This is a genomic window from Rhodoferax sp. XS2R6 (assembly GCF_056521365.1).
Window position 1 is genome coordinate 1,019,312 of sequence record NZ_JBWMAY010000002.1, and the last position, 25,529, is coordinate 1,044,840.

Genomic DNA, 25,529 nt, shown 5'->3' on the forward strand with positions numbered 1-25,529 from the left:
TACTTTCCCTAGGCTGCGGATGCTCTGCTATAAAAACCTCCCTCGAAAGCGCACCACCATGACCACGCCCCCCAAACCCCGCGGCCGCCCGGCCAAAACCGAAGAGCAGGACGAATCCACACTGGCGCCAGAAGACCGCTACCGCGCGCCCGCACTGGACAAGGGACTGGACATTCTGGAGCTGCTGGCCACGCAACCGCATGGGCTGACGCGCGCCGAAATCGTGAAAGAGATGGACCGCAGCGCCAGCGAGATCTACCGAATGCTGGAGCGCCTGGTGGCGCGGCAGTACGTGATGCGCAACCCCTCGGGGGACCGCTACGCGCTGAGCCTGAAGTTGTTTGCGCTGGCCAATATGCACCCGCCCTTGAGCCGGCTGATCAACCAGGCCCTGCCCATCATGGATGACTTTGCGCGCAAGGCCGAGCAGTCCTGCCACATGGGGGTGTACGACCGCGGCAATGTGCTGATCAGCGCACAGATCAACAGCCCCAGCGGCTGGAGTTTTGCGGTGCAGCGCGGTGCGCGCGTGGGCCTGCTAGACACCGCCTCGGGCCACCTGCTGCTGGCCTATGCCGACGCAGGCAGCTACCGGCGCATGCTGGCCGAACACACACCGCTGGATGGTGAGGTGCCCATCACCGAGACGGACCTGCAGACCACCCTGGCCAGCATCCGCCAACGTGGCTACCTGGAGCGCGACAGTGCGCAGACCCTGGGGGTGATCGACATTTCCTTCCCCATCCTGGGCCCTGACAACACAGCGCTGGCCACCCTCACCTGCCCCTACATCCGCCGTATCGACCGGCACGTAGGCCCCGACATGGCGGATGTGCGCGAGTCCCTGCGCCAGGCAGCACAAGCCCTGTCGCTGACACAGGGCATGGCGCGTGAGACAAGCTAAAACGCTATCAATTCAGTAGCTGCTTGCGCACTATCTGCATGGGCTAGAGGCCAATATGACCACTAAACCACTCACCTCCACTACTTGCGTGCCAACCACACGCCAAACACAGTCACGGCCATGCCCAGCAGCGACAGGCCGGTCAGGGTCTCGCCAAACAGGGCCCAGGCAATCAGCGCGGTGGCCGGTGGTGTGAGGTAGAACAGGCTGGCCACGTTGACGGCACTGCCGCTGCGGATCAGCACATTGAGCAGGCTCACCGCGCCCAGCGAGAGCACCAGCACCAGCCAGGCCAGCGCAAACACAAAGGCGCCACTCCAGTGCACCTGCAAGGTCTCGGTCTGGCTGGCCACCAGCAGCGTGGCCAGCAGGCTTGGCAGAAACTGGATGACCGAACCGGTGCGCAGGTCAAAGGCGTGGCAGTAGCGCTTCTGGTACAGCGTGCCGGCGGTGATGCCCAGCAGTGCAATGACGGCGGGCAGCAGCATGCCCAGCAGCGCATCCCCATCGGTGCTGGCCGCCACCTTGTGGGCTACCACCAGCGCCACCCCGGCAAAACCCAGCGCCAGGCCCAGCCACTGCGTGGGCCGCACCCGCTCCCCCAGAAAGACGCCGGCCCCCAGCGCGGTGAGCACGGGTTGCAGCCCCACCACCAGCGCCGTAACGCCTGCAGGCAGGCCGTGGCCAATGGCGATGAACACCCCGCCCAGGTACACCCCGTGCACCAGCAGCCCCGACACGCCGATGTGCAGCCACTCCCGCGCCGTGCGCGGCCAGGGGGCACGCATGGCCCAGGCCAGCGCCCCCATCAGCACCAGCACGATGGCATAACGCAGGCTCAAAAAGGTCAGAGGCTCCGCATCGGGCAGACCAAACTTGGCGCCAATGAAGCCGGTGCTCCACAGCGCCACAAACAACAAGGGAGTGAGAGAGGTAAAGGTGCTGACGGCTTGGGAATGCGGAGAAGAACTCATCCCCGGATCTTATCGGGGCACAACCTCAGGCGAGCTCGTCCGCCGTGGCAGAAAACGACAGCGTGTAGAGCCCGCTGAAGGCCCCCGGCTGTGCGCCCAGTGCCACCAGCGCATCGGGGCTGAGCGTGCTGGCGGCCAGCGCCGTCAGGGCGCCCAGGTCGTAGCCCACCACCAGCAATACCCAATCGGCATAGCTGTCGCCACCGCGGATTTTTTGCTCCGTGGTCTGGGCCATCACCGGGGCTTCGTGGCGCAGCAGGTGCCCGCCCACGCAGCCGGGTTGGTCCACCAGCCGGGCCAACAGGGCTTTTAAAGACGCGCGCAGCGCCTCGTCCGCACCTGCCGCGGGCGAGATGCGCAGGGCCAGCGCATGGCGGGCCAACGCGCCGCCGCTGGACTCCAGCACATGGCACTGGCTGCGCACCATGTTGCGGTGGTGCGGCATCATCTTGGTGGACCAGGGCGACGGCGCATTCAGGTGCGCCAAATAAGCGGGCGACGACAGCGTGCGGTGGGCATCGAGTTCGTAAACCTGCAACACGCCCTCCCCGCCGTCCGCACTGCTCCAGCGCGTGGCGCGCTGGAAGCCCGGAATGCCCAGGCGCTCGCGGAAATGCTCGTGCGAGTGCCAGTCCTGAAACTCGGCATTCATGTCGGGGGCCATGTCCCACCACATGGCCAATGCTGCGCTGCCCAAGAGTGCCATGTCAGACCTTTCGTTGCGGGTTACGAGTGCTGGGCCTGGGCCGTTCAGCGCAAATGTTTGAAGAGTTTGGCCTTGAAAAGTTCAGGAATACCCATCTGGCGCGAGCCGGGTTCCAGAGTGAACGATTCGCCGGCCTGCACGGTGCCGGGCTCGTTCACCGCCAGGTAGAAGCCGCAGCGCCCGCTCAGGGCCATGGCCTTGACGGCGGTGCTGAAGCCCATGGCGACGTTGAACTTGAAACAGGGTTCGCGCGGCTGCACCACGCGCAGCGCGCAGTTGGCAAAGCGCAGCACATCGCCCACCCACACATCGGCCTCCAGCAGGCCGCTGAGCGTCAGGTTTTCGCCCATGCTGCCAAAGGACAGTGCATCGTCGATCTCAGCCACACCGGCCTCGCGCCGGGCCTGTTGCCAAAAGGCGTAGTGCTCGCTGGGGTAGGCGTAGACCGCCTTGTCCAGCCCGCCGTGCACCGAGAGGTCGGCCTGCTCGTCCCCCAACAAGCCCAGGGGCTGCACGGGCACCGGGCCAGCCACCGCGGTTTTGTGGATGGCGGTGAGGATGCTGCGCCCGCTGATCTGCACCTTGCGCGCCGCGCCCACCTGCACACTGTCCAGCCGGTATGCCATAGGGGCCTAGAGCTGCTGGTGGGTGGTGACGCCGGTGCGGGCTGAGTACTTGGCCAGCGCATCCAGCTTCTCGATCTGCACTGCAGCATGGCGATTGCTGTAGACCTGCTCTTTGAGCCAGGCAAATTCTGCGTGCAGTGCCGCGTCGTCGGAGAGGCGGGTGGCCCAGACGCGCTGGTCAGCGTTCCAGCGGTAGCCGCGGGCTTTGAGCAGATCTTTGGCGTCAAACGGGGCGTTGGTCGCGCTCAGGCGGTAGCTGGGGTTGCGCGCTGCCTCCAGCAAATGGGCCAGCGCGGTGCCAGCACCCTGGGGCAGCGGTGCGGCCAGCACGGCCAAGAGCGCGTGGCAGTCCATCTCGGCGCGGTGGGCGTCGTAGAACAGGCCAAGCGCCTGCGCCAGGCTTTCCAGCTTGGCCGAGCTGCGGCCCTGGGCTTTCCAGTCGATATCCGCAAACGAACAGGCCCAGGCCACCTTGGCAAACGCGGGCAGGCGGCTCTCCACAAACGGGCGGTCAAAGCCGGCGTTGTGCGCAATCACCACGTCCACGCCCTGCAGCAGCTCCGCCACACGGGCCTCGTCCAGCGCCTGGCCTTGCACGTCGGCGTCGGTAATGCCGGTGATCTTCACCACCTCAGCCGGAATCGGTTTGCCCGGGTCTTCCAGCCCGTCGTACACCTGCACCGGACCCACGGGCAGGCCGGTGGCCGTGTCCACGTCCACACGCAAGAGCGCGAGCTCGATGATTTTTTCCTTGGCCTGGTCCAGGCCGGTGGTTTCGGTGTCCAGCACCAGAATGCGCTGGATGGTGCCCTGCGCCGTGCCGGGCCAGTCCAGCCGGGGCACCAGGCGGCGCTGCACGCGGTAGTCGGGGTGGGCTTCCAGCGCCTGGGCCATGGCTTCGGCATCCAGCGCGGCGGCGGGCGCGGCCACAGGTGCGGGCGCCAGCGGGGGCGTGGGGCTAGGGGTGGTGTCGCTGGGCGCGGACTTGGCGGTAGTGGACTTGGCAGCGGCCTTGGGCGCGCGGGCCGCGCGCTTGGGCGGCGCGAGGTCCAGAGTGGGCAGCTCGGCCAAAAAGGCAAAGCCCAGCTGCGAATCGAGGGGTTGGGTCACGGAGGCACCTGCAAATGACGGGAATCCCGTTGCCGGGTAGGCTGCCATTATTGCCGCTACCATCGGCCGCAATCCTCATTTCTCCCTGTTCTTTCCCCTCCTCGTATGCAGATCACCATCCTCGTAGGCACCGTGCATGGCAATGCCAGCGTCGTCGCCCAAGCCCTGCAATTCAGCGCCGACGATATCCAGGCCACCATAGACGTGCTACCCATGGACGGCCTGGACATTACCGTGTTCGACCAGCCCGGCACCTTCATCATTTGCACCAGCACCACCGGCAATGGCGATGTGCCGGACAACGCCCAGGCCCTGTTCCACTCGCTGGATGCGCAGGCCAAGTACCTGGGCCATGTGCGCTTTGGCCTGGTGGCGCTGTGCGACAGCAGCTATGGCGACAGCTTCATGGGCGGCGGCAAACAGTTTGACGAGCGCCTGCGCGACCTGGGCGCGCAACGCGTGGGCGAGATCTGCGTGCTGGACGCCATGGAGACCAGCCAGCCCGAAGACGACGCCGTGGCCTGGCTCAAGGCCTGGGCAGTCCAACTGGCGACAGTTGCATAAGAAATAGGCCGCTAGCCCACGTAGAATCTGCGCGGACAGCTTCACTTTTGATAGCAAATCTATGCGCACCACCCCTGCCCCCGCTGCCACTACGCCTGCCCTGCGCCCGCTCAAGGGCGTGCGCATCCTCAGCCTGGCGCTGAACCTGCCTGGGCCGGCCGCGCTGATGCGCTGCCGCGACATGGGCGCCAGCTGCACCAAGCTGGAGCCCCCGCCCCACCCCAGCGCCCCCCAGGGCACCAGCGGTGACCCCATGGGCTTGTACAACCGCGCGGCCTACGACGTGATGCACGCCGGCATGAAGATCAGCAGCGCCGACCTCAAGACCGAGGCAGGCCAGAAGGCCCTGCACAAGGCGCTGGCCAAGACCGACATCCTGCTCACGTCCTTCCGCCCCTCAGCCCTCAAGAAACTGGGGCTGGAATGGAAAGCGCTGCATAAGCAATACCCCCAGCTCAGCGTAGTGGCCATTGTGGGCGCACCCGGCGCCCGCGCCGAGGAGCCCGGCCACGACCTGACCTACCTAGCAGAGAACGCGCTGGTGAGCGGCCTGGACCTGCCCCCCACGCTGTACGCCGACATGGGTGGCTCGCTTATGGCGTCTGAAGCCGTGCTGCAAGCCCGCCTGCTGCAGCTGCAAAAGGGCAAAGGCGTCTATCAGGAGGTGGCGCTGTCGGTGGCGGCGGGCTACCTGGCGCTGCCGCGCACATGGGGCCTGACTGCGCCCGGCGCAGCGGTAGGCGGCGGCCATGCGGGCTACCGGGTCTACCCTTGCCAGGACGGCCGGGTGGCGATGGCCGCACTGGAGCCGCATTTTGCTGCAGCGCTGGCGGCCGAGGTGGGTCTGCGACAATCGCACATCTTGGCCATGTTCGCCCCCGAGACGCACACGGCCATCGCCGCCTACCTGGCCGGCAAAACCCGCCAACAACTGGACGCCCTGGCCGCCGCCAAGGACATCCCCCTGTACACGATGAACTAGACGCCTGCACAGCGCAGGCGCGCGCTTTGTTTTTGAATTGATGCTGCCGCAACGCCCTGCCTACCGCCTGATCGACCTGCTCAAAATTGTGGCTGCCCAGTGCATCGTCCTGCACCACTTCGCACTCTACGGTCCCCTGTCTGACGCCGCTGCCCAGGCCGCCCCTGAGCTGATGGCATGGTTGTACGACTACGCCCGCATGGCGGTGCAGGTGTTTTTGGTGGTGGCCGGTTACCTGGCCGCACGCAGCCTGGGCCAGAGCGACCTGCCCCGCCAGGGCCTGCTGCGCACGCTGTGGCAGCGCTACGAGCGGCTGGTGCTGCCCTTTGTGGCGGCGCTGCTGATCACCATGCTGTGCTCGGCCCTGGCCCGCCCGCACCTGGACGGTGACCTGGTGCCTGCCACCCCCAACCTGGGCCAGTGGCTAGCCCACGCCAGCCTGCTGCACAGCGTGCTGGAGGTGGATTCACTCTCGGCCGGCGTCTGGTACGTGGCCATCGACTTCCAGCTTTACGCCCTGATGGCGCTGCTCTTGTGGCTGTCGCACGGCAACCGCTGGGTGGCTGGTGCACTGGTGGCGGCCATGGCCGTAGCCTCGCTCACCTGGTTCAACCTGGATGCGGAGTACGACGTGTGGGCGCTGTACTTCTTTGGCGCCTACGGCCTGGGCGCACTGGCCTGGTGGGCCGGCCTGCGCGCACGCCACAGCGGCTACGCGCTGGTGCTGTACCTGGGCACCGTGTCGGCTGGGCTGGGCGCGCTGGTATTGGAGTTTCGCGAACGGATTGCGCTGGCCATCGGTGTATCCACCGTGCTGGCCAGTTTTGGCAGCACGCCGCTGCACCTGCCACGCCGCGTGGACACCTGGGTGCGCCACCTGAGCAACAGCTCGTATGCGCTGTTTTTGGTGCACTTCTCGGTGCTGCTGCTGGCCAATGCGCTATGGGCGGTGCTCGATATCGGCGACACCGACTGGGCCCTGCCCTTCACCGCCGCGGCCTGGGCGCTGAGCCTATTGGCCAGCTACGCCTTCCACACCCAGGTGGAGCTGCGCATCGCACAATGGCGCAGCCGCAGTGCGGCCCTGCCAGCGCAGCCCGCCAAGTAAAATCCCCCCGAACAACTCTCAGAAAGACTCGCTATGGGCGCGCAATGGAAAGCAAAAGGCAAAGCACTGGTGGCCGATGCCAAGGGCAAGCTGTTTACCAAGCTGGTGAAAGAAATTACCGTGGCCGCCCGCGGCGGTGCGGACCCGGCAGCCAACTCCAAATTGCGCCTGGTGGTGGAGCAGGCCCGCAAGGTGTCCATGCCCAAGGACACGCTGGACCGCGCCATCAAAAAGGGCGCAGGCCTGACCGGTGAAGTGGTGCACTACGAACACGTCATCTACGAAGGTTTTGCCCCACACCAGGTGGCCGTGATGGTGGAATGCCTGACCGACAACGTCAAGCGCACCGCCCCTGAAATGCGCGTGCTGTTCCGCAAGGGCCAGCTCGGCACCAGTGGCTCGGTGGCCTGGGATTTCAACCACCTGGGCATGATCGAAGCCGCCCCCACCGCAGCCGATGCGGACGCCGAAGTGGCCGCCATTGAAGCCGGTGCGCAAGACTTTGAAGCCGGCGACGAAGAAGGCAACACCGTTTTCTACACCGACCCCGCCGACCTGGACCTGGTCAGCCGCGCCCTGCCCAACTTCGGCTTCAACGTGCTGTCCGTCAAACTGGGCTACAAGGCCAAAAACCCCGTAGACCCCAGCACCCTGAGCGCCGAAGCGCTGGAAGAAGTCGAATCCTTCCTGGCCGCCATCGACGGCAACGACGACGTGCAGAACGTGTACGTGGCGCTGGCGGGTTGAAGCAGCTACCCGCCGCCACCCTGGCGGCACTCTGGGCGGCATGGCTGGGTTGGGGCATCTTCCAACACCGCCTGCCGCCCTTGGTTTTGGGGCTAGTCCTTGCCCTAAACGTTGCAACCTTTATCGCTTATTGGCTGGACAAGCGCGCTGCCAGCGCCAGGCAATGGCGCATCCAGGAAAGCACCTTGCACTTGCTGGCTTTGGCTGGCGGCTGGCCCGCTGCGCGCTTGGCACAGCAGGTGCTGCGGCACAAAACCATCAAGCCCAGTTTTCAGACGACGTATTGGGTGACGGTATGGGTGCACCTGGGCGTACTGTGCTGTTATTTGTTCTGGGAACGGATCAAGCCGCTACTGAATTTATAGCTGCTTGCGCAGTACCTACGTGGGCTACAGGCTAATTTAGCTTGAAATCGGCATCATCAAACGCCTAGTCCGCCTACGCTACTGGCGTACAGGCATTCCCATTTAAAAGTGTTCTCTACTTTAAACGGGATCAAGCTCTCAAGGAGGCTTCAGTTGTAGCTCAGATTCGATTCCGAATCAAAGTACTGAAAGGCAGAAGCCACCCGCTACTCCACAGCCATAGTGGCTGGAATGGCGAGTGGCGTTTTACGACTCAACTCAGTGACTGCTGCGGCCTTGTGCAACTACAAGTTGGGCTGATTGACCGCAACCATGTCGGGCGGTCGCAGAACGGGATGTTGGCTGTATACCGCCCCTGTCCAGGCTGGTAACTCCGGAAGTAGTTGTAACTCAACTTAGATTCATCATCCCAATACTGCCCCGGGAACCGCAGGTTCAGCGTCACCGTGGGTTGCGTGGCTTTGAGCATGTTGATGGTTTGCCCCGCCACCACTTTGGGGCTCGACTTCAAGGGGCCCGTGGGCTTGTTGTCTCCAAACGCACTGTAGGCCCATTGCCATGCAACCTTGCCCGCATCGTCCGTCACCTTGCGCGGCGTGCCCAGGTGGTCGGTGTGGATGGCATAGAAGCGGTCGTTTTGGTACAGGCCTACCAGTTCGGCCTGCCCGGTTTCTGTGGGTAGCCACAGGTACTCGGTGCGCGCCAGGCCTTGGCTGCTGCCGTTGAATGCACGCAGGCCGTCGCTGCTCAGATCATTCCAAGAGCTCTAAGAGCGAAGCCGCCAGACCAACTTTAGTAGCTGGGTACACCAACTCTTATTCATTTGTTCGGCTGATCACCATTGCAGCGACTAACGTCGTAATCCCACGCCCCCCCACCGTCTAAGCATCGATCGATTAATATCTGCCGATTGACCCAAAAGGTAAGTCCCACGGCAGCCACAACCGCTAAAGTAACCCAGATTCTTTTGCGCATGTTTGTCCTGCTTGTTTCTCAATATTGTGGGGGAAGTCCTGTTGGACGGAATGGAGCGCAGACAGCGCTACACGACTGGCTTGAACTCAAAGCACCGCTTCGGCCAATCGCATTTGCAGCTTGATCTGCTCTGGACGCAGTGGCTGGATCACCTTTAATTTTCTGGTCTGTCCACTCTCGCGTGTCAGAAATTGTGCATGCAGTCGCTTCCCCCTCAGGCCCTCGCCTTGTAGCTTCGCAATTAGCTTTGCAGTGGAAATATTTGTCCCCACCGATGGTGTTCGCAGCCTTCATATCGTTGTAATTGCGCATGAAATCTGCAATTGCCTCTTTTCGTTGCTGTGCTGCCGACAAGCCTTGCCCTTGATTTCGCCCCGGACCATAAGTGCCCATATCTGGATTGTCGAGACCGAAGGGATCGGCGTAGCTGATCGGACTTCCTCCAACATACCCCATCCGATTCCAGCCCCCGTTTAGTCCAATCGGATCAGATTGGGTATATCGGCCCTGGGGCGGCTGATAACTCCGGAAGTAGTTGTAGCTCAGATTCGATTCCGAATCAAAGTACTGCCCCGGGAACCGCAGGTTCAGCATCACCGTGGGTTGCGTGGCTTTGAGCATGTTGATGGTTTGGCCCGCCACCACTTTGGGGCTCGACCTCAAGGGGCCCGTGGGCTTGTTGTCTCCAAACGCACTGTAGGCCCATTGCCATGCAACCTTGCCCGCATCGTCCGTCACCTTGCGCGGTGTGCCCAGGTGGTCGGTGTGGATGGCGTAGAAGCGGTCGTTTTGGTACAGGCCTACCAGTTCGGCCTGCCCGGTTTCTGTGGGTAGCCACAGGTACTCGGTGCGCGCCAGGCCTTGGCTGCTGCCGTTGCCGTATTCCCCCAGCAGGTTGTAGCTCTGCAGTCCGGCCTGTCCTGAGCCTGTCGAAGGGTCGCCGTACACATAGCTTTGTCCCAGGGTGGCGTTTTGTTGGGCCTGGGCAAACAACCAACCAAAGTTTTGCTGCAACCAGCTCACAAAGCTTGTGCCCAGTGTCGCGCTGTCTGGGGCTGTGTGGGCCACTTGGGGTTCGCTCTTAAAGACGCGCTGGCCCAGTGCGTTGTGCAGGTAGACGACTTTGCTGGCGTCGTCGCCTTGCCCAATCTGGACGGAGGCCAGGCGGTTGGCGCTGTCGTGCTGGAACTGGCGCAGTCCGTCACTGGTGAGGTTGCCAGCGGTATCCAGTTGGTAGTTGACCGTGGCAGAGCTGGCGCTGGTTGTGGTGCTTGCGTTGAGCGTCTGCTGCAAGGTGCTTTGCTGTGTAAACCCGAGCAGTCGGTTGCTTTGCGCATCGATCTGTGGGGTTTGGGTCACGGTCTGGGCGTAGCTGGATGTGAGGGTGTCGCTTTGGGCGAAGTCCCCATCCAGGTCGCTATCGCTGCTGGTTTTCTTGGTACTGCTGAGGCGGTTGCTGTTGGGGTCGTAGCTAAAGCTTTGCTCTGCTGCTGCGCGGTTAAAGCCGGTCAGGCGGTCGCGCGCGTCATAGGCTGCGTTCCAGACCATCGATACTTCATACGTGTAGGCAGGCACCGCAGGCTTGGTGCCACTGGCTAGCACGGCGTCTTGGGTGGCCGCTACGTATTGCTTGATTGCGGTGATGCGCGAGGCGGCGTCCCAGGTGTAGCTCGCAAACTCATTGCTGATCATGCGGCCGCTGGCGTCAAAGTTGCGGCTGGCTTTGGCGCACCCGGACTGTCCGCCTATGCAGTTCCAAGCCCAATACTTGGGCCTGCCCAGAGGGTGGTGTTCCAGCCGCTCCATCCACGGAAGTACGGGCTGTGCTCCTGAAGCACCTGTTGCACTCGGCGGGCGTTGCACATCCACCTGCACGATGCGCCCCACATTGCTGCCGGTGCCCAGGCGGTAGAACACCTTGAGCCCGCTGGGGTAGCGGATGCTGGCGATCTGGCCACCGGGGTGGTAGGTGTAAGCCGTGGTGGTGGTGCTGGGGTTGGACGGGTTGTCGTTGACGGTTTGGGTCTTGCTGAGCAGGCGGCTGAGCAGGTCGTAGGTGTAGCTGGTGCTGCCGCTGGGGTCGGTGATCTGGGCGAGGTTGCCGGCTGCGGTGTAGGCCAGGGTTTGGGTGCTGCCATCAGCCAGGGCGATGGTGCTGGGGCGGCCCAGTGCGTCGCGCTGGTAGCTGGTGGTTTTACCCAGGGCGTCGGTTTTGCTGGTGATGTTGCCAGCTGCGTCTCGGCTGTAGCTTTGGGTGCCGCTGTCTGGGCTGGTTTCGCTCAGCACTTCGCCCCAAGCGTTGCGTACGTAGCTGGTGGTGATGCCTTTGGGGTCTTTGGCGGATGCCAGGTCCCCCAGCGCGGTCCAGGCGGTGCTGGTGCTGCTGTTGTCGGGCAAGGTGGTGGCCGTGGGGCGGCGCAGTCCGTCCAGCATTTGGGTGGTGGTGTGGCCCAGGGGGTCGGTTTGGCTGGTGGCCTGGCCGTTGGCATCAAAGCCGTATTGCGTGGTGCCCTGCCCGCTGGTGATACTGCTCACGCGGTTCAAGCTATTGACCACGCGGCTGGTGGCCCAGGCGATGTTGTCGCTGGGGTCTTTGAGTTGTTCCAGGGTGCGGTTGCCCATGCCGTCCAGGGTGTAACTGCTGCGGTTGCCACGGTTGTCGCTGGCGGCGGTGAGGCGTTGGGCTGCGTCGTAGGTGTAGCTGATGGCGTAACCGTTGGGCTGGGTGACGCTGGCGATCTGACCACTGGCGGTGTAGGTGTAGGCGGTGGTTTCTCCGCCAGCGCTGACTTGGGTGAGGCGGCCACGCAGGTCGTAGGCGTAGCTGGTGACCAGGTTGGTGCCGTTCGCACCGGGTTCGGTCTGGGTGGCCAGGCGGCCTGCGGTGTCATAGCTGGTGCTGGTGGTGTGATTCAGGGGGTTGGTAGCGCTGGTGCGCTGGCCTTGGGCGTTGTAGGCAAAGCTCCAGACTTGGCCCAGCGGGTCGGTTTGGGTGGCGACCAGGTTGTTGGCGGCACCACCCGTTGTCAGATACGACCAGGCCCAGGTGCGGGTCTGGCCATTGCTGGGGCCGCCGGTGGTGTCGGTGGTGGTTTCGCTCAAGGGGTTGCCACGGGTGTCGTACGTGGTGTCGGTGGTCTTGCCGGGCTCGGTCACTTTGACGGGCAGGCGCAGAGTGACATGCCATTGGGTACTGGTGGTGACGGCCTCTGGGCGGCCGGCGGCTTGGGTGGTGCTTAAGGGGAGCCGGCGGGTACTGTCCCAGGTGTACATGGTGAGTACGCCTGCGAAGTCGGTCTCACTGTCGATGAGGCCGCTGGCGTTTTGTACACGGCTGGCGGCGTCTGAACCGCCCGAACCACTGGGTTTGTCGGCCCCGGTGACGATGAGTTTGCCAAGGGTGGTGCCGTAGCTGTAGTTGCGGGTGGTGCCCAATGGGTCGGTGACCTGGGCGCTGGTCCAGGCGGTGGTGCTGGGGTAGGCGACCTTGTAGTAGTCGGCACCTCCGGCGTAGCCACTCTCGACTGCCCTGCCCTGGGTGTCGTAGACGACGGTGGCCAGGCGGGTGCCGCGTTCGTCGACTATGCCGGTGACGCTGTTGGGCCAGCGGCTGTCTTCATAGAGGTAGGTTTTAGACACATTGCCGAGGTAGCCCACAGTGATCAAGCGCGAGCTGCTACCAAAGGTGTAGCTGAACACCTGGCCGTCGGGCATGGTGGCGCTGCTGAGTTGACCGGCTGTGTTGTAGGCGAGGCTGATGCTGCGGCCAAAGGCGTTGGTGATGCTGCCGAGTTGGCCTGTGCTGTTGCCTGAAGCGATGTATCTGTAGGTGGTGGTCCAGCCGTTGCGTTCGGTCTTGGTAAGCAGCTTGCCCGCAGCGTCGAATTGCCAGGTGCTGTCGTCGTCGGCCAGGTTCAGGGTGTAGCCCGAGGGCAGGCTGTTGCTGCCGGCTGTGCCTGCGGTGATGGTGCTGGGGCCGGTGGAGTCTTTGAATTGGGTGCTGCCAGCCACGGGTTCGAAGATGCGGATGCCGCCGCTGCCTTCTGTCAGGCGCAGGGAGGTGACGACGACCAGGCTGTTGCCTGCTGCACCCGCGTTGGTTTGAATGCTCAGGCTGCTGCTGTGGTTGTGGGCCCAGGATTGGCCCAGGCCTGGGTTGGCTGCAAAGCCTGCGGCTCCAGAGACGGACCAGCGGCTTCTGAAGGTGCGGCTCAGGCTTAGGGGGTGGGGGCCGGTGTCGGTGTAGTCGCTGTGGGTGTAGTACTTCTCGCCAGTGGCGGGGGTGATGGGGGCAGCTGTGCACATTCCGGCTTGGGTTTGTTGGCCCAAAACCGTTTCTGCTTGTGCAGGGATGTTCTTGACGCAGGCGTTGTGGTCGGAGTTCTCGGAGTAGTCGGTATTGCAGGTGCAGGTGCTGCCGGATAGCTTTGAGTTTTCTACACAAGATAAAGCTGACAGTATCGCGAAAGTGCCAATCTCACTCACGGAGCATGCCAGCCCATTGTTATACACCTCACCCTTTATCCAAGGCCTTACCCAAGACACCCCGATTCGAGTTGCAGTCTCATCACACACCGCCGATGGGGTTGATCCTGTCACCACCATGTCGTAAGCATTGATATAAAAATAGCTTACCCGATTGATTTCGGCAAACGCTGAACTATTCCATATAACGAGCGCTATCAAAAGAGATCGTGTAAACAGCAAATTCCCGTCAATATGCATGGCATCCGCTCTTTCGCAAAAAACAAATTTAGTGTGTGAGTAGGGGCTCTGAGTGTTCAACCCGCAGTCTCAGCCCCAATTCCTGCAATGCCAAGCCGAACACGTGCTTACAAGCCGCATTCACCCTGATTTTTATTGCACGGAATTTCACTGAAGCATCTATGCTGCCACCTCAAGCAATGCGTAGTCGCTCATATTTTGATAGCATTTTGCGCACATTCCACGTGGGCTAGAGGCCAATTTCATCTAAAACTGGCCCCTCCACTGCCTAGCTGGCCAGTTCCAGCGGCGTGCTTTTCCAGATCTTGTCGGCGTATTCGCCGATCGTGCGGTCGGCGGAGAACGGGCCCATGGCGGCCACGTTGCGCAGGGCCTTGATGGCCCAGGCTTCGCGGTTTTGGTAGGCCGCATCCACCTGCTCTTGCGCGGCAATGTAGGCCGCGTAGTCGGCCAGCAGCAGGTAGTGGTCGCCCCAGTTCACCAACAAGTCGTAAATAGCCTGGAAGCGGCTGGGCTCGTCAGGGCTGAAGACACCGTCGCGGATGGCTTCGAGCACCGCGGTCAGCTCGGCATTGCCCTCGGCAATGGCACGCGGCTGGTAGCCGGCGGCGCGGGTGGCGGCCACCTGCGGCGTGGTCATGCCAAAGATGAAGATGTTGTCCGCACCCACGCTTTCCAGAATCTCCACATTGGCACCGTCCAGCGTGCCGATGGTGAGCGCGCCGTTGAGCGCGAACTTCATGTTGCCGGTGCCCGAGGCCTCGGTGCCAGCAGTGGAGATTTGTTCGGACAGGTCGGCCGCAGGGATGATGCGCTCCGCCAGGCTCACGCTGTAGTTGGGGATGAACACCACCTTGAGCTGGTTGCCCACGCGCGGGTCGTTGTTGACCACGCTGGCCACGTTGTTGATCAGGTGAATGATCTGCTTGGCCATGTGGTAGGCCGACGCGGCCTTGCCGGCAAACACCACCACGCGCGGCACGGTGACCGAGCCGGGGTGGTTGATGATGCGCAAATAGCGCGTGACCACGTGCAGCACATTGAGCAGCTGGCGCTTGTACTCGTGGATGCGCTTGACCTGCACGTCGTACAGCGCGTCAGTGGGAATGGTCAGGCCCATATTGGCCTGTACCCAGGCCGCCAGACGCTCCTTGTTGGCCAGCTTGGCGCCCTGGAAAGCCTCTATGACCTTGGGCTGGGTCAGCACACCGTTCAGCCCGCTGAGCTGCGTGAGGTCCCGGCGCCAACCGGTGCCCACCTGCTTGTCCAGCACGGCCGACAAGGCCGGGTTGGCCTGCGCCAGCCAGCGGCGCGGGGTGATGCCGTTGGTCTTGTTGTTGAAACGCTCGGGCCAGAGCTTGGCAAAGTCCAGAAAAATGCTTTCCTTCATGAGCTCGGAGTGCAGGGCCGACACGCCGTTGACCGAATGGCTGGTCACCACGGCCAGGTAGGCCATGCGCACGCGGCGCTCGCCGCCCTCGTCCACCAGGCTGACCTTGCGCAGCAGCTCGGCACTGCCGCCGCGCTGCGAAATCTGCGCCAGGAACTGGGCGTTGATGTCGTAAATGATCTGCAAATGGCGCGGCAGGATGCGGCCCATCATCTCCACGGGCCAAGTCTCCAGCGCCTCATGCATGAGGGTGTGGTTGGTGTAGCTGAACACGCCCTGGCACAGGCGCCAGGCATCGGCCCAGGGCAGATGGTGCTCGTCCAGCAGCAGGCGCATGAGCTCGGGGATGGCCAGCACAGGGTGCGTGTCGTTCAGGTGGATGCTGACCTTGCTGGGCAGGTTCTCAAAGCCGGTGTGCGTGCGCAGGTAGCGGCGCAGCAAGTCTTGCACGCTGGCACTGCAGAAGAAGTATTCCTGGTGCAGGCGCAGCTCGCGGCCCGAGGGCGTGGAGTCGTCTGGGTAGAGCACGCGCGACACATTCTCGGAGTGGTTTTTGGTCTCCACCGCCGCAAAGTAGTTGCCGCGGTTGAAGGCGCCCAGGTCAATCTCCTGCGTGGCCTTGGCGGACCACAGGCGCAGCGTGTTGGTTGCCTTGGTGGCGTAGCCGGGGATGATGGTGTCATAGGCCATAGCCTGCACATCGTGGCTGTCCACCCATTTGTAGGCGTCGCCCTCTTTCACCACATGGCCGCCAAACTGCACGCGGTAATTCACCTCGGGGCGCGGAAACTCCCAGGGGTTGCCGTGGGTGAGCCAGTAGTCAGGCACTTCCACCTGGCGACCGTCCACAATGGTTTGCTTGAACATGCCGTAGTCGTAACGGATGCCGTAGCCGAAACCCGGAATGTTGAGCGTGGCCATGGAATCGAGAAAGCACGCGGCGAGCCGGCCCAGGCCGCCGTTGCCCAGCGCCGCATCGGGCTCCAGCTCGGTCACCGCGTCCATATCGACACCAAAGTCGGCCAGGGCCTGCTTCACGCGCTCACGCAGGCCCACGGCCAGCATGGCGTTGCTGAAGGTGCGGCCAATCAAGAATTCCATGCTGAGGTAGTACACGCGCTTGGCGTCCTGCGCGTACTGGGCGCGCGTGGTGGTCATCCAGCGCTCTACCAATTGGTCGCGCACGGCGTAGGCGGCGGCGTGCAGCCAGTCTTCGGGGCGCGCGGCCTGCGGGTCTTTGCCGACCACGAACATCAGCTTGTTGGCGATGGAGCGCTTGAGCGACTCCAGATCGCGCCCAGGGGCGTCAAACTCAAAATTGGGAGCGGTGGCGGTGGCTGTCGTTTGGGTCATGGTGTGAGCGTGTGGCGATAAGGGCCATCAGGCCTGGGCAATCAGGTTTTGGTACAGCGCGACATAGTGCTGGGCAGCACTGGCCCAGTCGAAGGCAAGCTTCATGCCGGTCTGGCGCACACGGTTCCATTCGGCCTTGCGGTGGTACAGCGCAAAAGCCCGGCGCACCGCACGGCGGTACTGGGTTTCGTCCATGTCGTCGAACACAAAGCCGGTGGCACTGCGGTCGTCCAGGGTTTCCAGGTCGCTGTCCACCACCGTGTCGGCCAGGCCACCCACGCGGCGCACCAGCGGCAGGCTGCCGTACTTCAGGCCGTACATCTGGGTCAGGCCGCAGGGCTCGAAGCGCGAGGGCACCAGCGTCACGTCGCTGCCCGCAAAGATGCGGTGGGCAAAGGTCTCGTCGTAGCCCAGCTTCACGGCCACGCGGCCCTTGTGCGCTTTGGCCTGAGCCACAAAGGCCTGCTCCAGTCCGGTCTCGCCACTGCCCAGCACCAGCAGCTGACCACCGCGCGCGACGATTTCGTCCACCGCGGCCAGCACCAGCGGCAAGCCTTTTTGCTCGGTCAGGCGGCTCACCACGGCAAACAGCGGCGCATCCGGCTCCAGCGCGAGGCCCATTTCGGCCTGCAGCACGGCCTTGTTCTGCGCCTTGCCGGTCATGTGGCGGGCGTCATAGGCATGCGCAATCAGCGCATCGGTGGACGGGTTCCACACGCTGTCATCCACCGCATTCAGGATGCCGCTGAGATGCTGGTGGCGCGCGCGCAGCAGGCCGTCCAGCCCGCAGCCCTGCTCCGGACCCTGAATCTCCCGCGCATAGGTGGGGCTGACGGTGGTGATGTGGTTGGCGTAAAACAGCCCGGCCTTCATGAACGAGAGCTGGCCGTGGAACTCCATGCCATGCACGTGGAAGGCGCGCCCGGGCAGGCCCAGGTCGCCAAAGTGCTCAGGGCCAAACACGCCCTGGTAGGCCAGGTTGTGCACGGTGTAGACCGAGGGCACGCGCGGGCCTTGCCCCTCATTCCACAGCGCCAGGCTGGCCGGGGCCAGCGCGGCATGCCAGTCATGGCTGTGCACCAACTGGGGGCGCCACTGTGCATCCAGCCCGTGCGCCACATGGGCGGCGGCCAGACCCAGCGCCGCAAAGCGCCGGTGGTTGTCGCCATAGGCCTGCTTGTTGGCATCTTCGTAGGGGTTGCCCGGCCGGTCGTACAGGCCGGGGGCGATGAGCACATAGGCACCCAGCGTGCGCCCCTCCCGCGCCAGCGCTGGCAGCGTGCCATAGACCACCTCCACCCGCTCGCCCCAGGGCATGGCAAAGCTGCCCACGGGCGTAGCCCCTTCCAGCCCTGCACAGATGGCCGGGAAGCCCGGCAGCATCACGCGCACATCACAGCCCGCCTCTTGCAGGGCGGCGGGCAGCGCGCCGGCAATGTCGGCCAGCCCTCCGGTTTTGAGCAGCGGAAAAATCTCGGCACTAACTTGCAAGATGCGCATGGGCTCTTTCTTCAAAATGACATTTACTCTTTCAGTGGCTGCGAGGAAGCGCCAACCCAGGGCATCCCGTGGAACCGGCTTTGCCGGGCCACCGGGTGCGCCCCCCTCCCGCCAAAGGCGAGAGAGGGGGAGACGCGCAGCGGCTCAGGGGGTGCTTAATTTCATCAGCATGTCCTTGGTGACCAGCACCACGCCATTTTCGGTGCGCTCAAAGCGTGCGGCGTCCGCCACCGGGTCTTCGCCGATCACCAGCCCCTCGGGCACGGTGCAGCCGCGGTCCACCACCACACGGCTCAGGCGGCAGCCGCGGCCAATGGTCACTTCCGGCAGCAGCACGGCCTGGTCAATCACGCAAAAGGAATGCACCCGAACACTGCTGAACAGCACCGAGTTGCTCACGATGGAGCCCGACACAATGCAGCCGCCCGACACCATGGTGTTGATGGCCTGGCCGTGCTTGCCATCGGCGTCCTGCACAAACTTGGCCGGCGGCAATTGGCGCTGGCTGGTCCAGATGGGCCAGTTGGTGTCGTAGATGTCGAGTTCGGGGGTGACGGACGCAAGATCCAGATTGGCTTCCCAGAACGCATCGATCGTGCCCACATCGCGCCAGTAAGGGACGGCATCGGGTGTGGACGACACGCAGGACATGGAGAACGGATGGGCAATCGCCCGCCCCTCGCGCACCACGCGCGGGATCACGTCCTTGCCAAAGTCGTGGCTGGAGTTGGGGTTGGCAATGTCGTCTTCCAACAGATCGTACAGGTACTTGGAATCGAAGATGTAAATCCCCATGCTGGCCAGCGACACGGCATCGTTGCCGGGCATGGGGGGCGGATCGGCCGGCTTCTCCACAAACTCGGTGATCTTGCGGGTACCGTCCACCGCCATCACGCCAAAAGCACTGGCTTCGGCACGTGGCACTTCGATGCAGCCCACGGTGCAGCCCGCACCGCTGTCCACGTGGTCCTTGAGCATCAACGAGTAGTCCATCTTGTAGACGTGGTCGCCGGCCAGCACCACCACGTACTCGGGCTTGCTGCTCTGGATGATGTCCAGGTTTTGATAGATGGCGTCGGCCGTTCCGCGGTACCAGTGTTCTTCGTCCACGCGCTGCTGGGCGGGCAGCAGGTCCACCATCTCGTTCAGTTCCGCACGCAAAAAGCTCCAGCCGCGCTGCAAGTGGCGCAACAGCGAGTGGGATTTGTACTGCGTGATCACGCCAATGCGGCGAATGCCCGAGTTCACGCAGTTGGACAGCGCAAAGTCGACGATGCGGAACTTGCCGCCAAAGTACACCGCGGGTTTGGCGCGGCGGTCAGTCAGTTGCTTGAGGCGTGAACCGCGGCCTCCGGCCAGCACCAAGGCAATGGTGCGGCGCACCAGCATGTGGGGCTGCATATGGCGCTCTTGCTGCACCAGGCTGCGTTGGGTCTCCGTTGTGTTCATGCTTGTCTCCTGTTCATTTTTAGTGGGGTCGTTCTGCAAAAAATCTCGAAATGGCTGCGGTCAGGTCATCACCGTGGGGCGGTCCATGCCGGTGAAGGCGCGCACCTTGGCCACCGCCTCGGCCAGCGCCACCAGCGGCTGCAAGGCCTCTTGGGCAGGCAAGTCCTGGCGGGCGGCGTCAGGTTCGTGGCGCTCTAGGTAAACGCGCAGCGTGGCGCCTTCGGTGCCGGTGCCGGAGAGGCGGAACACCACACGCGAGCCATCGGTCAGCACCACGCGCACGCCCTGCTTCTGGCTCACGCTGCCGTCCACGGGGTCGGTGTAGGCAAAGTCATCGGCAAACGCAATGGGCAGGCCAGCTACCGTGGTGCCACCCAGCGTGGGCAGGGCCGCGCGCAGCTCGCGCATCAGTGCGTCGGCCTTGTCGGTGGGAATAGCCTCGTAGTCGTGGCGCGAGTAGACGCAGCGGCCATGTTCCTTCCACAGCGCGCGCACCAGTTCCTCCACGGTCCGGCCCGTGGTGGCCACCAGGTTGAGCCAGAACAGCACGGCCCACAGGCCATCTTTTTCACGCACATGGCTGGAGCCGGTGCCGTAGCTTTCTTCGCCGCACAGCGTCACCTTGCCGGCATCCATCAGGTTGCCAAAAAACTTCCAGCCTGTAGGCGTTTCAAAGCACGGAATGCCCAGTGCCTTGGCCACACGGTCTACTGCAGTGCTGGTGGGCATGGAGCGCGCCACACCGGCCAGGCCGGCTTTGTAGCCAGGTACCTGGGTGGCATGTGCAGCCAGCACCGCCAAACTGTCGGACGGTGACACCACAAACTTGCGGCCCACCACCATGTTGCGGTCAGCATCGCCATCGCTGGCGGCGCCCATGTCGGGCGCATCGTCGGCAAACAGATGAGCGATCAGGTCTTCGGCGTTCACCGGGTTGGGGTCGGGGTGCAGGCCACCAAAGTCTTCCAGCGGTTCGGCATTCACCACCGTGCCTGCGGGTGCGCCCAGCTCACCTTCGAGCAGCGCCTTGGCATATGGGCCTCCGACGGCACACATGGCGTCATAGCGCAATCGGAAACCACCGGCAAACAATGTGCGAATGGCGGCGAAGTCAAACAGGCCGCGCATGACTTCTGCGTAGTCACTCACCGGGTCGATCACCGCAATCTCGGTGCCTTCCAGCCGGCTGGTGCCCAGCGCGTCCAGGCTGATGTCGGGCGTGTCGGTGGTGTGCAGCTGGCTGAGCTGCAGGGTGCGCGCGTAGACCGCATCGGTCACTTTCTCGGGTGCAGGGCCGCCATTGGCCACGTTGTACTTAATGCCAAAGTCGCCATCGGGCCCGCCGGGGTTGTGGCTAGCCGACAGCACGATGCCGCCGCTGGCGCCGTGCTTGCGGATCACCGCACTCACGGCTGGCGTGGACAGGATGCCGCCCTGCCCCACCAGCACGCGCGCATAACCCTTGGCGGCAGCCATGCGCAAAATGGTCTGGATGGCGACGCGGTTGTGGTAACGGCCATCCCCGCCGACCACCAGGGTCTGGCCTGCGGCGTCGGGCAACACGTCAAACAGCGCCTGGACAAAATTCTCCAGGTAGCGCGGCTGCTGGAACACAGTCACTTTTTTGCGCAGCCCCGAGGTACCGGGGCGCTGGCCGTCAAACGGCGTGGTGGGCAGAGTGATAAGAGGCATAGGTGTGTGACGTAGTTAAAGAGCGGTGGAAAGGCTGGCTGCGCTGGCCAGCATGAGGCTTTGGGCCGGCAACCACACCCGCGCGGGCAGAGGTAGATCGGGGCTGCTGCCGGTATCGGTGTCCAGGCGCAGCTGCCAGGCAGTGCCGGTAGGCGCTGGCGGTGGAACAAACTCCTGCGTCTGCGCCGTGGGGTTGCACAGCAGCAGACAGGCGGTGGCGCCCGGGGAGCCGGCGCTGAGCTGCAGCGCCAAGGCGTTGTCTTGCGGGTGGTGCCAGTCGGCATGCACCAGGGCCTGGCCCAGCGGGCCCCACCACTGTGCGATCGGGCCTGGGCTAGGCCCCGTGTCGTTGGCCCCGCGCCACCAGGCCCGACTTTGCAGCACTGGCAGTTCGTGGCGCAGGGCAATGGCCCGGGCCACAAAGGCCGTCAGCGCGGCATCGGCCTGGTCCCAGTGCAGCCAAGTGGTCGGGTTGTCCTGGCAGTAAGCATTGTTGTTGCCGCCCTGGCTGTGGCCGAGCTCGTCGCCCGCCAGCAACAAGGGCGTGCCCAATGACCACAGCAGGCTGGCCAACAGCACACGCTTTTGGCGCAGGCGCTGGGCCTGCACCAGCGGGTCGTCACTGTGGCCTTCCACGCCGTTGTTCACGCTCAGGTTATGGCCATGGCCATCGCGGTTGTGTTCGCCATTGGCTTCGTTGTGGCGCTGGGCGTAGCTCACCAGATCGGTCAGCGTGAAGCCATCGTGCGCGGTGACCAGGTTCACGCTGCTGTGGGCCGCGCGCAGCGTGGGGCTGAAGGCGTCGGCCGAACCCGCCAAGCGGTTCGCCAGGTCGGCCCGGGTGGCGTGGTGCTGCAGCCAAGCGCTGCGCTGGACATCACGAAACCGGTCATTCCATTCCAGCCACCCCACCGGAAACGCGCCCAACTGGTAACCACCGGGGCCGATGTCCCACGGCTCTGCCACCATCAACCGATCGCGCAACACCGGGTCTTGCGCCACCGCCATGAGGAACGGGGCATTGGCCTCGAAGCGGTGCTGGCGGTCCGCGCCTGCGCGTGCCAGCACGGGTGCGAGGTCGAAGCGAAAGCCGTCCACACCAAACTCCTGCACCCAGCCGCGCAGGCTGTCCATCACGGTGCGCAGCACCAGCGGGTGGCTCAGGTTCACACAGTTGCCGCAGCCGGTCCAGTTGGCATAGAGCGCGGGGTTGGTGCTGTCCAGGTGGTAGTAGGTGGCGTTGTCGATGCCACGCAGGCTCAGCGTGGGGCCCAGCTCGTCGGTCTCGCCCGTGTGGTTGTAGACCACGTCCAGAATCACCTCCAGCCCGGCCGCATGCAGCGCATCCACGAGCGCGCGGAATTCGCTGCGCGGGCTGGTGCCAGGGGTCCCGCTCCAATAGCGGTTCTCGGGCGCATTCCAGGCAATCGGGCTGTAGCCCCAGTAGTTGGACAAGCCCATGCGCAGTAGCCGCACCTCGTCGGCGCGGTGGGCCACGGGCATCAGGCTCACGGTGGTCACGCCCAGGCGCTGCAGATGCGCGATGGCGGCCGGGTGAGACAAGCCGGCGTAAGTGCCGCGCAGCGCCGCAGGCACTTCAGGGTGCAAGGCGGTAAATCCTTTGGTATGCAGCTCGTACAACACCCGCTGGGCGGAGGCCACCTGCACCCTGCCCTGCACCGGCGGCAAGTCGCGCACGACGCGAGCCTTGAGCGCGGTGGCGGCGTTGTCGCGCGCATCCGATTGGTTGGAGTTGCCGGGCACGTGGCCCACATGGATGTCGTCGCCGTCGTAGCGCCCCACCACCTCACGTGCCGCCGGGTCCAGCAGCAACTTGGCGGGGTTGAAACGTTGGCCCTGTGCGGGGCTCCAGGGGCCATGCACACGCCAGCCATAGACCAGGCCCACCTCGGCACCGGGCAAGAAACCATGCCACAGGCCATCGACCGGACCCAACATCACCAAGCGTTGCACCTCCCGCGTGGCGCTGGCGTCAAACAAGCACAACTCGACAGCCTGGGCGTTGGGCGCGGCCAGGCAAAAGTTCACCCCCTGGTCGCGCAGCTGCGCTCCGAGGGTGTGCGTTTGGCCGGGTTGCAAGGTCATGCCGACTGAATTCGCTGGATCGTTTAAGGGGTCACGCGGGTGAGCACAAGGCATGCCAATGGCGGCAGGGCCAGCACCACCGACTGCGCATGGTGGTGGGCCGCCACCGCATCGGTGCTCACCTCGCCATTGCCCACACCGCTGCCACCGTACACCACGTTGTCGGTGTTGATCAGCTCCCGCCAGGTGCCCATGACGGGCATGCCAATGCGGTAGCCATAGCGCGGCAAGGGCGTGAAGTTGCACACCACCACGACGCATTCGCCCGCCAGGCCATAACGCACAAAGGCCACCACCGACTGAGCCGCATCCTCATGGGCAATCCATGCAAACCCGCCACTCTGCACGTCCTGCTGGTGCAGCGCGGGGAATGCCTTGTACACGCGGTTCAGGTCGCGCACCAGGCGCTGCACGCCTTGGTGGGCGGGTTGCTGTTCCAGCGACCAGGAGAGTTCGGACCCATCGGCCCATTCAGTCGGCTGGGCCAGCTCACCGCCCATGAACAGCAGCTTCTTGCCCGGGTAGGCCCACATGAAGCCGTAGAGCGCGCGCAGGTTGGCAAAGCGCTGCCAGTCGTCCCCCGGCATCTTGCCCAAGAGCGAGCCCTTGCCGTGCACCACCTCGTCGTGCGAGAGCGGCAGCACAAAGTTTTCGGTGAAGGCGTACATCAGCCCGAAGGTGAGCTGGTTGTGGTGGTGCAGGCGGTGCACCGGATCCAGTGACGCGTACTTCAGCGTGTCGTGCATCCAGCCCATGTTCCACTTGTAGTGAAAGCCCAGGCCGCCGCTTTGCAGGTCTGCGCTGGGCGGGCGGCTCACGCCGGGGAAGGCGGTGGACTCTTCGGCCAGCGTGATGGCGCCGGGCCGCTCGGTGCCCACGGTGTGGTTCATACGGCGCAGAAACTCGATCGCCTCCAGGTTCTCGCGCCCGCCATGCTTGTTGGGAATCCACTGGCCTTCCTCGCGGCTGTAGTCGCGGTACAGCATGGAGGCCACGGCGTCCACGCGCAGGCCGTCAATGCCATAGCGCTCCAGCCAGTACAACGCATTGCCGACCAGAAAGTTGCGCACCTCGGTACGGCCGAAGTTGTAGATCAGCGTGTTCCAGTCCTGGTGGAAGCCTTCCTTGGGGTCCGCGTATTCGTACAGGTGGGTGCCATCAAACTCGGCCAGGCCGTGCGCGTCGCTCGGGAAATGCGCGGGCACCCAATCCAAAATTACCCCCAGGCCAGCAGCATGTGCAGCGTCCACAAAAAACTTGAAGTCTTCGGGCGAGCCAAAGCGCGAGGTGGGCGCAAACAGGCCCAGCGGCTGGTAGCCCCAGGAACCGTCAAACGGGTGCTCGCTGACCGGCAGCAGCTCCAGGTGGGTGAAGCCCATTTCTTTGGCGTAAGGCACCAGGGTTTCGGCCAGCTCGCGGTAGCTGAGCCAGCGCCAGCCCTCGGCCTTGCGCCAGGAGCCCAGGTGCACCTCGTAAATGCTGATGGGCTTGTCGAACGCGTTGGCGGCGGCGCGGTCGGCCCGCATGGGCAGGCGTGGTGGCAACGGATAGACCATGCTGGCGGTATCGGGCCGTAGCTGGGCATGGAAGGCAAAGGGGTCGGCCTTGACGGCGATCTGGCCCTGCGCGCCCAGGATTTCAAACTTGTAGAGGTCGCCCTGGGCGACGTCGGGGATAAAGATTTCCCAGACACCGCACTCGCGCCGAAAACGCATGGGGTGGCGCCGGCCGTCCCACTGGTTGAACGAGCCCACCACCGAGACGCGGCGGGCATTCGGTGCCCACACGGCAAAACTGGCACCCGACACGCCGTTGATGCAGACCAGGTGCGCGCCCAGGCATTCAAACGGGCGCTGGTGCGTGCCTTCGGCCAACAGCCACAGATCCAGGTCTTGCAGCACCAGGGGAAAACGGTAGGGATCTTCGAGCAACTGCGTGGGGCCTGCGGCCCACTGCACGCGCAGTTGGTAGGCAAACGCGGTGGACTCGGCCAGCACGGCACCAAACACATCCGTATCCACAAGGCGCGCCAGCGGGGCGCGGACCAAACCCGTAGCCCTGTCGATCAGCTCCACCTGCCCAGCACCGGGCAACAGCGCATGCACCGCCAGGCCATCGGGGCGGATATGCATGCCCAGCACGCTAAAAGGATCGGTGTGCTCTGCCCGCATCAGGGCGGACAGATCGTGGTCTTGAAGCGTCATGGTATGGGGTGCGCCAACATCCCGGATGCCAGCGTTTGTCTCTTGTTGA

At 64.0% G+C, this 25,529-nt stretch carries 18 protein-coding genes; 6 read left to right on the forward strand and 12 right to left on the reverse strand.

Annotation, left to right across the window (positions count from 1 at the left end; translation table 11 throughout):
- The first annotated feature begins 58 nt into the window (after positions 1-58).
- Positions 59-904, forward strand: a complete 846-nt coding sequence (locus AC097A_RS11350) for an IclR family transcriptional regulator (protein ID WP_479620907.1) — start codon at positions 59-61, stop codon at positions 902-904.
- Between the two features lie 80 nt (positions 905-984).
- On the opposite strand, the gene AC097A_RS11355 is transcribed toward AC097A_RS11350, so the two are convergent.
- The 4 genes from AC097A_RS11355 to AC097A_RS11370 are packed head-to-tail and all read right to left on the reverse strand — an operon-like array spanning position 985 to position 4,320.
- Complete coding sequence (locus AC097A_RS11355) at positions 985-1,878, reverse strand: DMT family transporter (protein WP_479620908.1); 894 nt, start codon at positions 1,876-1,878, stop codon at positions 985-987.
- A 25-nt stretch (positions 1,879-1,903) separates the two neighbouring features.
- Positions 1,904-2,584: a hypothetical protein gene (locus tag AC097A_RS11360; protein ID WP_479620909.1), complete on the reverse strand. Its 681-nt coding sequence runs from the start codon at positions 2,582-2,584 to the stop codon at positions 1,904-1,906.
- Positions 2,585-2,628: 44 nt separating this feature from the next.
- Entirely contained in the window at positions 2,629-3,210 is a 582-nt protein-coding gene (locus AC097A_RS11365) for an MOSC domain-containing protein (protein ID WP_479620910.1), read from the reverse strand.
- Positions 3,211-3,216: 6 nt separating this feature from the next.
- Positions 3,217-4,320 (reverse strand): 3'-5' exonuclease, encoded by a 1,104-nt coding sequence (locus tag AC097A_RS11370; protein WP_479620911.1) that lies wholly within the window; start codon positions 4,318-4,320, stop codon positions 3,217-3,219.
- A gap of 105 nt (positions 4,321-4,425) precedes the next feature.
- Between AC097A_RS11370 and AC097A_RS11375 the strand changes: the two genes are divergently transcribed.
- From AC097A_RS11375 to AC097A_RS11395, 5 genes are all read left to right on the forward strand, one after another.
- Positions 4,426-4,884 carry a flavodoxin domain-containing protein gene (locus AC097A_RS11375; protein ID WP_479620912.1) on the forward strand — a complete coding sequence of 153 codons (459 nt, stop codon included), beginning with the start codon at positions 4,426-4,428 and terminating at the stop codon, positions 4,882-4,884.
- 61 nt (positions 4,885-4,945) lie between these two features.
- Complete coding sequence (locus AC097A_RS11380; RefSeq protein ID WP_479620913.1) at positions 4,946-5,866, forward strand: CoA transferase; 921 nt, start codon at positions 4,946-4,948, stop codon at positions 5,864-5,866.
- 40 nt (positions 5,867-5,906) lie between these two features.
- Entirely contained in the window at positions 5,907-6,974 is a 1,068-nt protein-coding gene (locus AC097A_RS11385) for an acyltransferase family protein (protein WP_479620914.1), read from the forward strand.
- Positions 6,975-7,007: 33 nt separating this feature from the next.
- The gene (locus tag AC097A_RS11390) at positions 7,008-7,721 is read left to right on the forward strand and encodes a YebC/PmpR family DNA-binding transcriptional regulator (RefSeq protein WP_479620915.1); all 714 of its coding nucleotides are present in this window, start codon (positions 7,008-7,010) and stop codon (positions 7,719-7,721) included.
- Complete coding sequence (locus AC097A_RS11395; RefSeq protein WP_479620916.1) at positions 7,718-8,086, forward strand: DUF1294 domain-containing protein; 369 nt, start codon at positions 7,718-7,720, stop codon at positions 8,084-8,086. Before AC097A_RS11390 ends, AC097A_RS11395 begins: the two co-directional genes overlap by 4 nt.
- A gap of 253 nt (positions 8,087-8,339) precedes the next feature.
- Here AC097A_RS11395 and AC097A_RS11400 read toward each other — a convergent pair whose 3' ends face one another.
- From AC097A_RS11400 to glgB, 8 genes are all read right to left on the reverse strand, one after another.
- The gene (locus AC097A_RS11400; RefSeq protein ID WP_479620950.1) at positions 8,340-8,837 is read right to left on the reverse strand and encodes an RHS repeat domain-containing protein; all 498 of its coding nucleotides are present in this window, start codon (positions 8,835-8,837) and stop codon (positions 8,340-8,342) included.
- A 242-nt stretch (positions 8,838-9,079) separates the two neighbouring features.
- A complete protein-coding gene (locus tag AC097A_RS11405; protein ID WP_479620917.1) occupies positions 9,080-13,366 on the reverse strand; it encodes an RHS repeat-associated core domain-containing protein in 4,287 nt (1,428 codons plus the stop codon).
- 688 nt (positions 13,367-14,054) lie between these two features.
- Entirely contained in the window at positions 14,055-16,529 is a 2,475-nt protein-coding gene (locus AC097A_RS11410; RefSeq protein WP_479620918.1) for a glycogen/starch/alpha-glucan phosphorylase, read from the reverse strand.
- Between the two features lie 27 nt (positions 16,530-16,556).
- Positions 16,557-18,029 (reverse strand): glycogen synthase GlgA, encoded by a 1,473-nt coding sequence (glgA, locus tag AC097A_RS11415; protein WP_479620919.1) that lies wholly within the window; start codon positions 18,027-18,029, stop codon positions 16,557-16,559.
- 144 nt (positions 18,030-18,173) lie between these two features.
- Positions 18,174-19,478, reverse strand: coding sequence for a glucose-1-phosphate adenylyltransferase (gene glgC / locus AC097A_RS11420; RefSeq protein WP_479620920.1), 1,305 nt, complete (start codon positions 19,476-19,478; stop codon positions 18,174-18,176).
- A gap of 60 nt (positions 19,479-19,538) precedes the next feature.
- The gene (locus AC097A_RS11425) at positions 19,539-21,170 is read right to left on the reverse strand and encodes an alpha-D-glucose phosphate-specific phosphoglucomutase (protein ID WP_479620921.1); all 1,632 of its coding nucleotides are present in this window, start codon (positions 21,168-21,170) and stop codon (positions 19,539-19,541) included.
- 15 nt (positions 21,171-21,185) lie between these two features.
- Positions 21,186-23,276, reverse strand: coding sequence for a glycogen debranching protein GlgX (glgX, locus tag AC097A_RS11430; RefSeq protein WP_479620922.1), 2,091 nt, complete (start codon positions 23,274-23,276; stop codon positions 21,186-21,188).
- Positions 23,277-23,299: 23 nt separating this feature from the next.
- Positions 23,300-25,480 (reverse strand): 1,4-alpha-glucan branching protein GlgB, encoded by a 2,181-nt coding sequence (gene glgB / locus AC097A_RS11435; RefSeq protein ID WP_479620923.1) that lies wholly within the window; start codon positions 25,478-25,480, stop codon positions 23,300-23,302.
- Positions 25,481-25,529 lie beyond the last annotated feature (49 nt).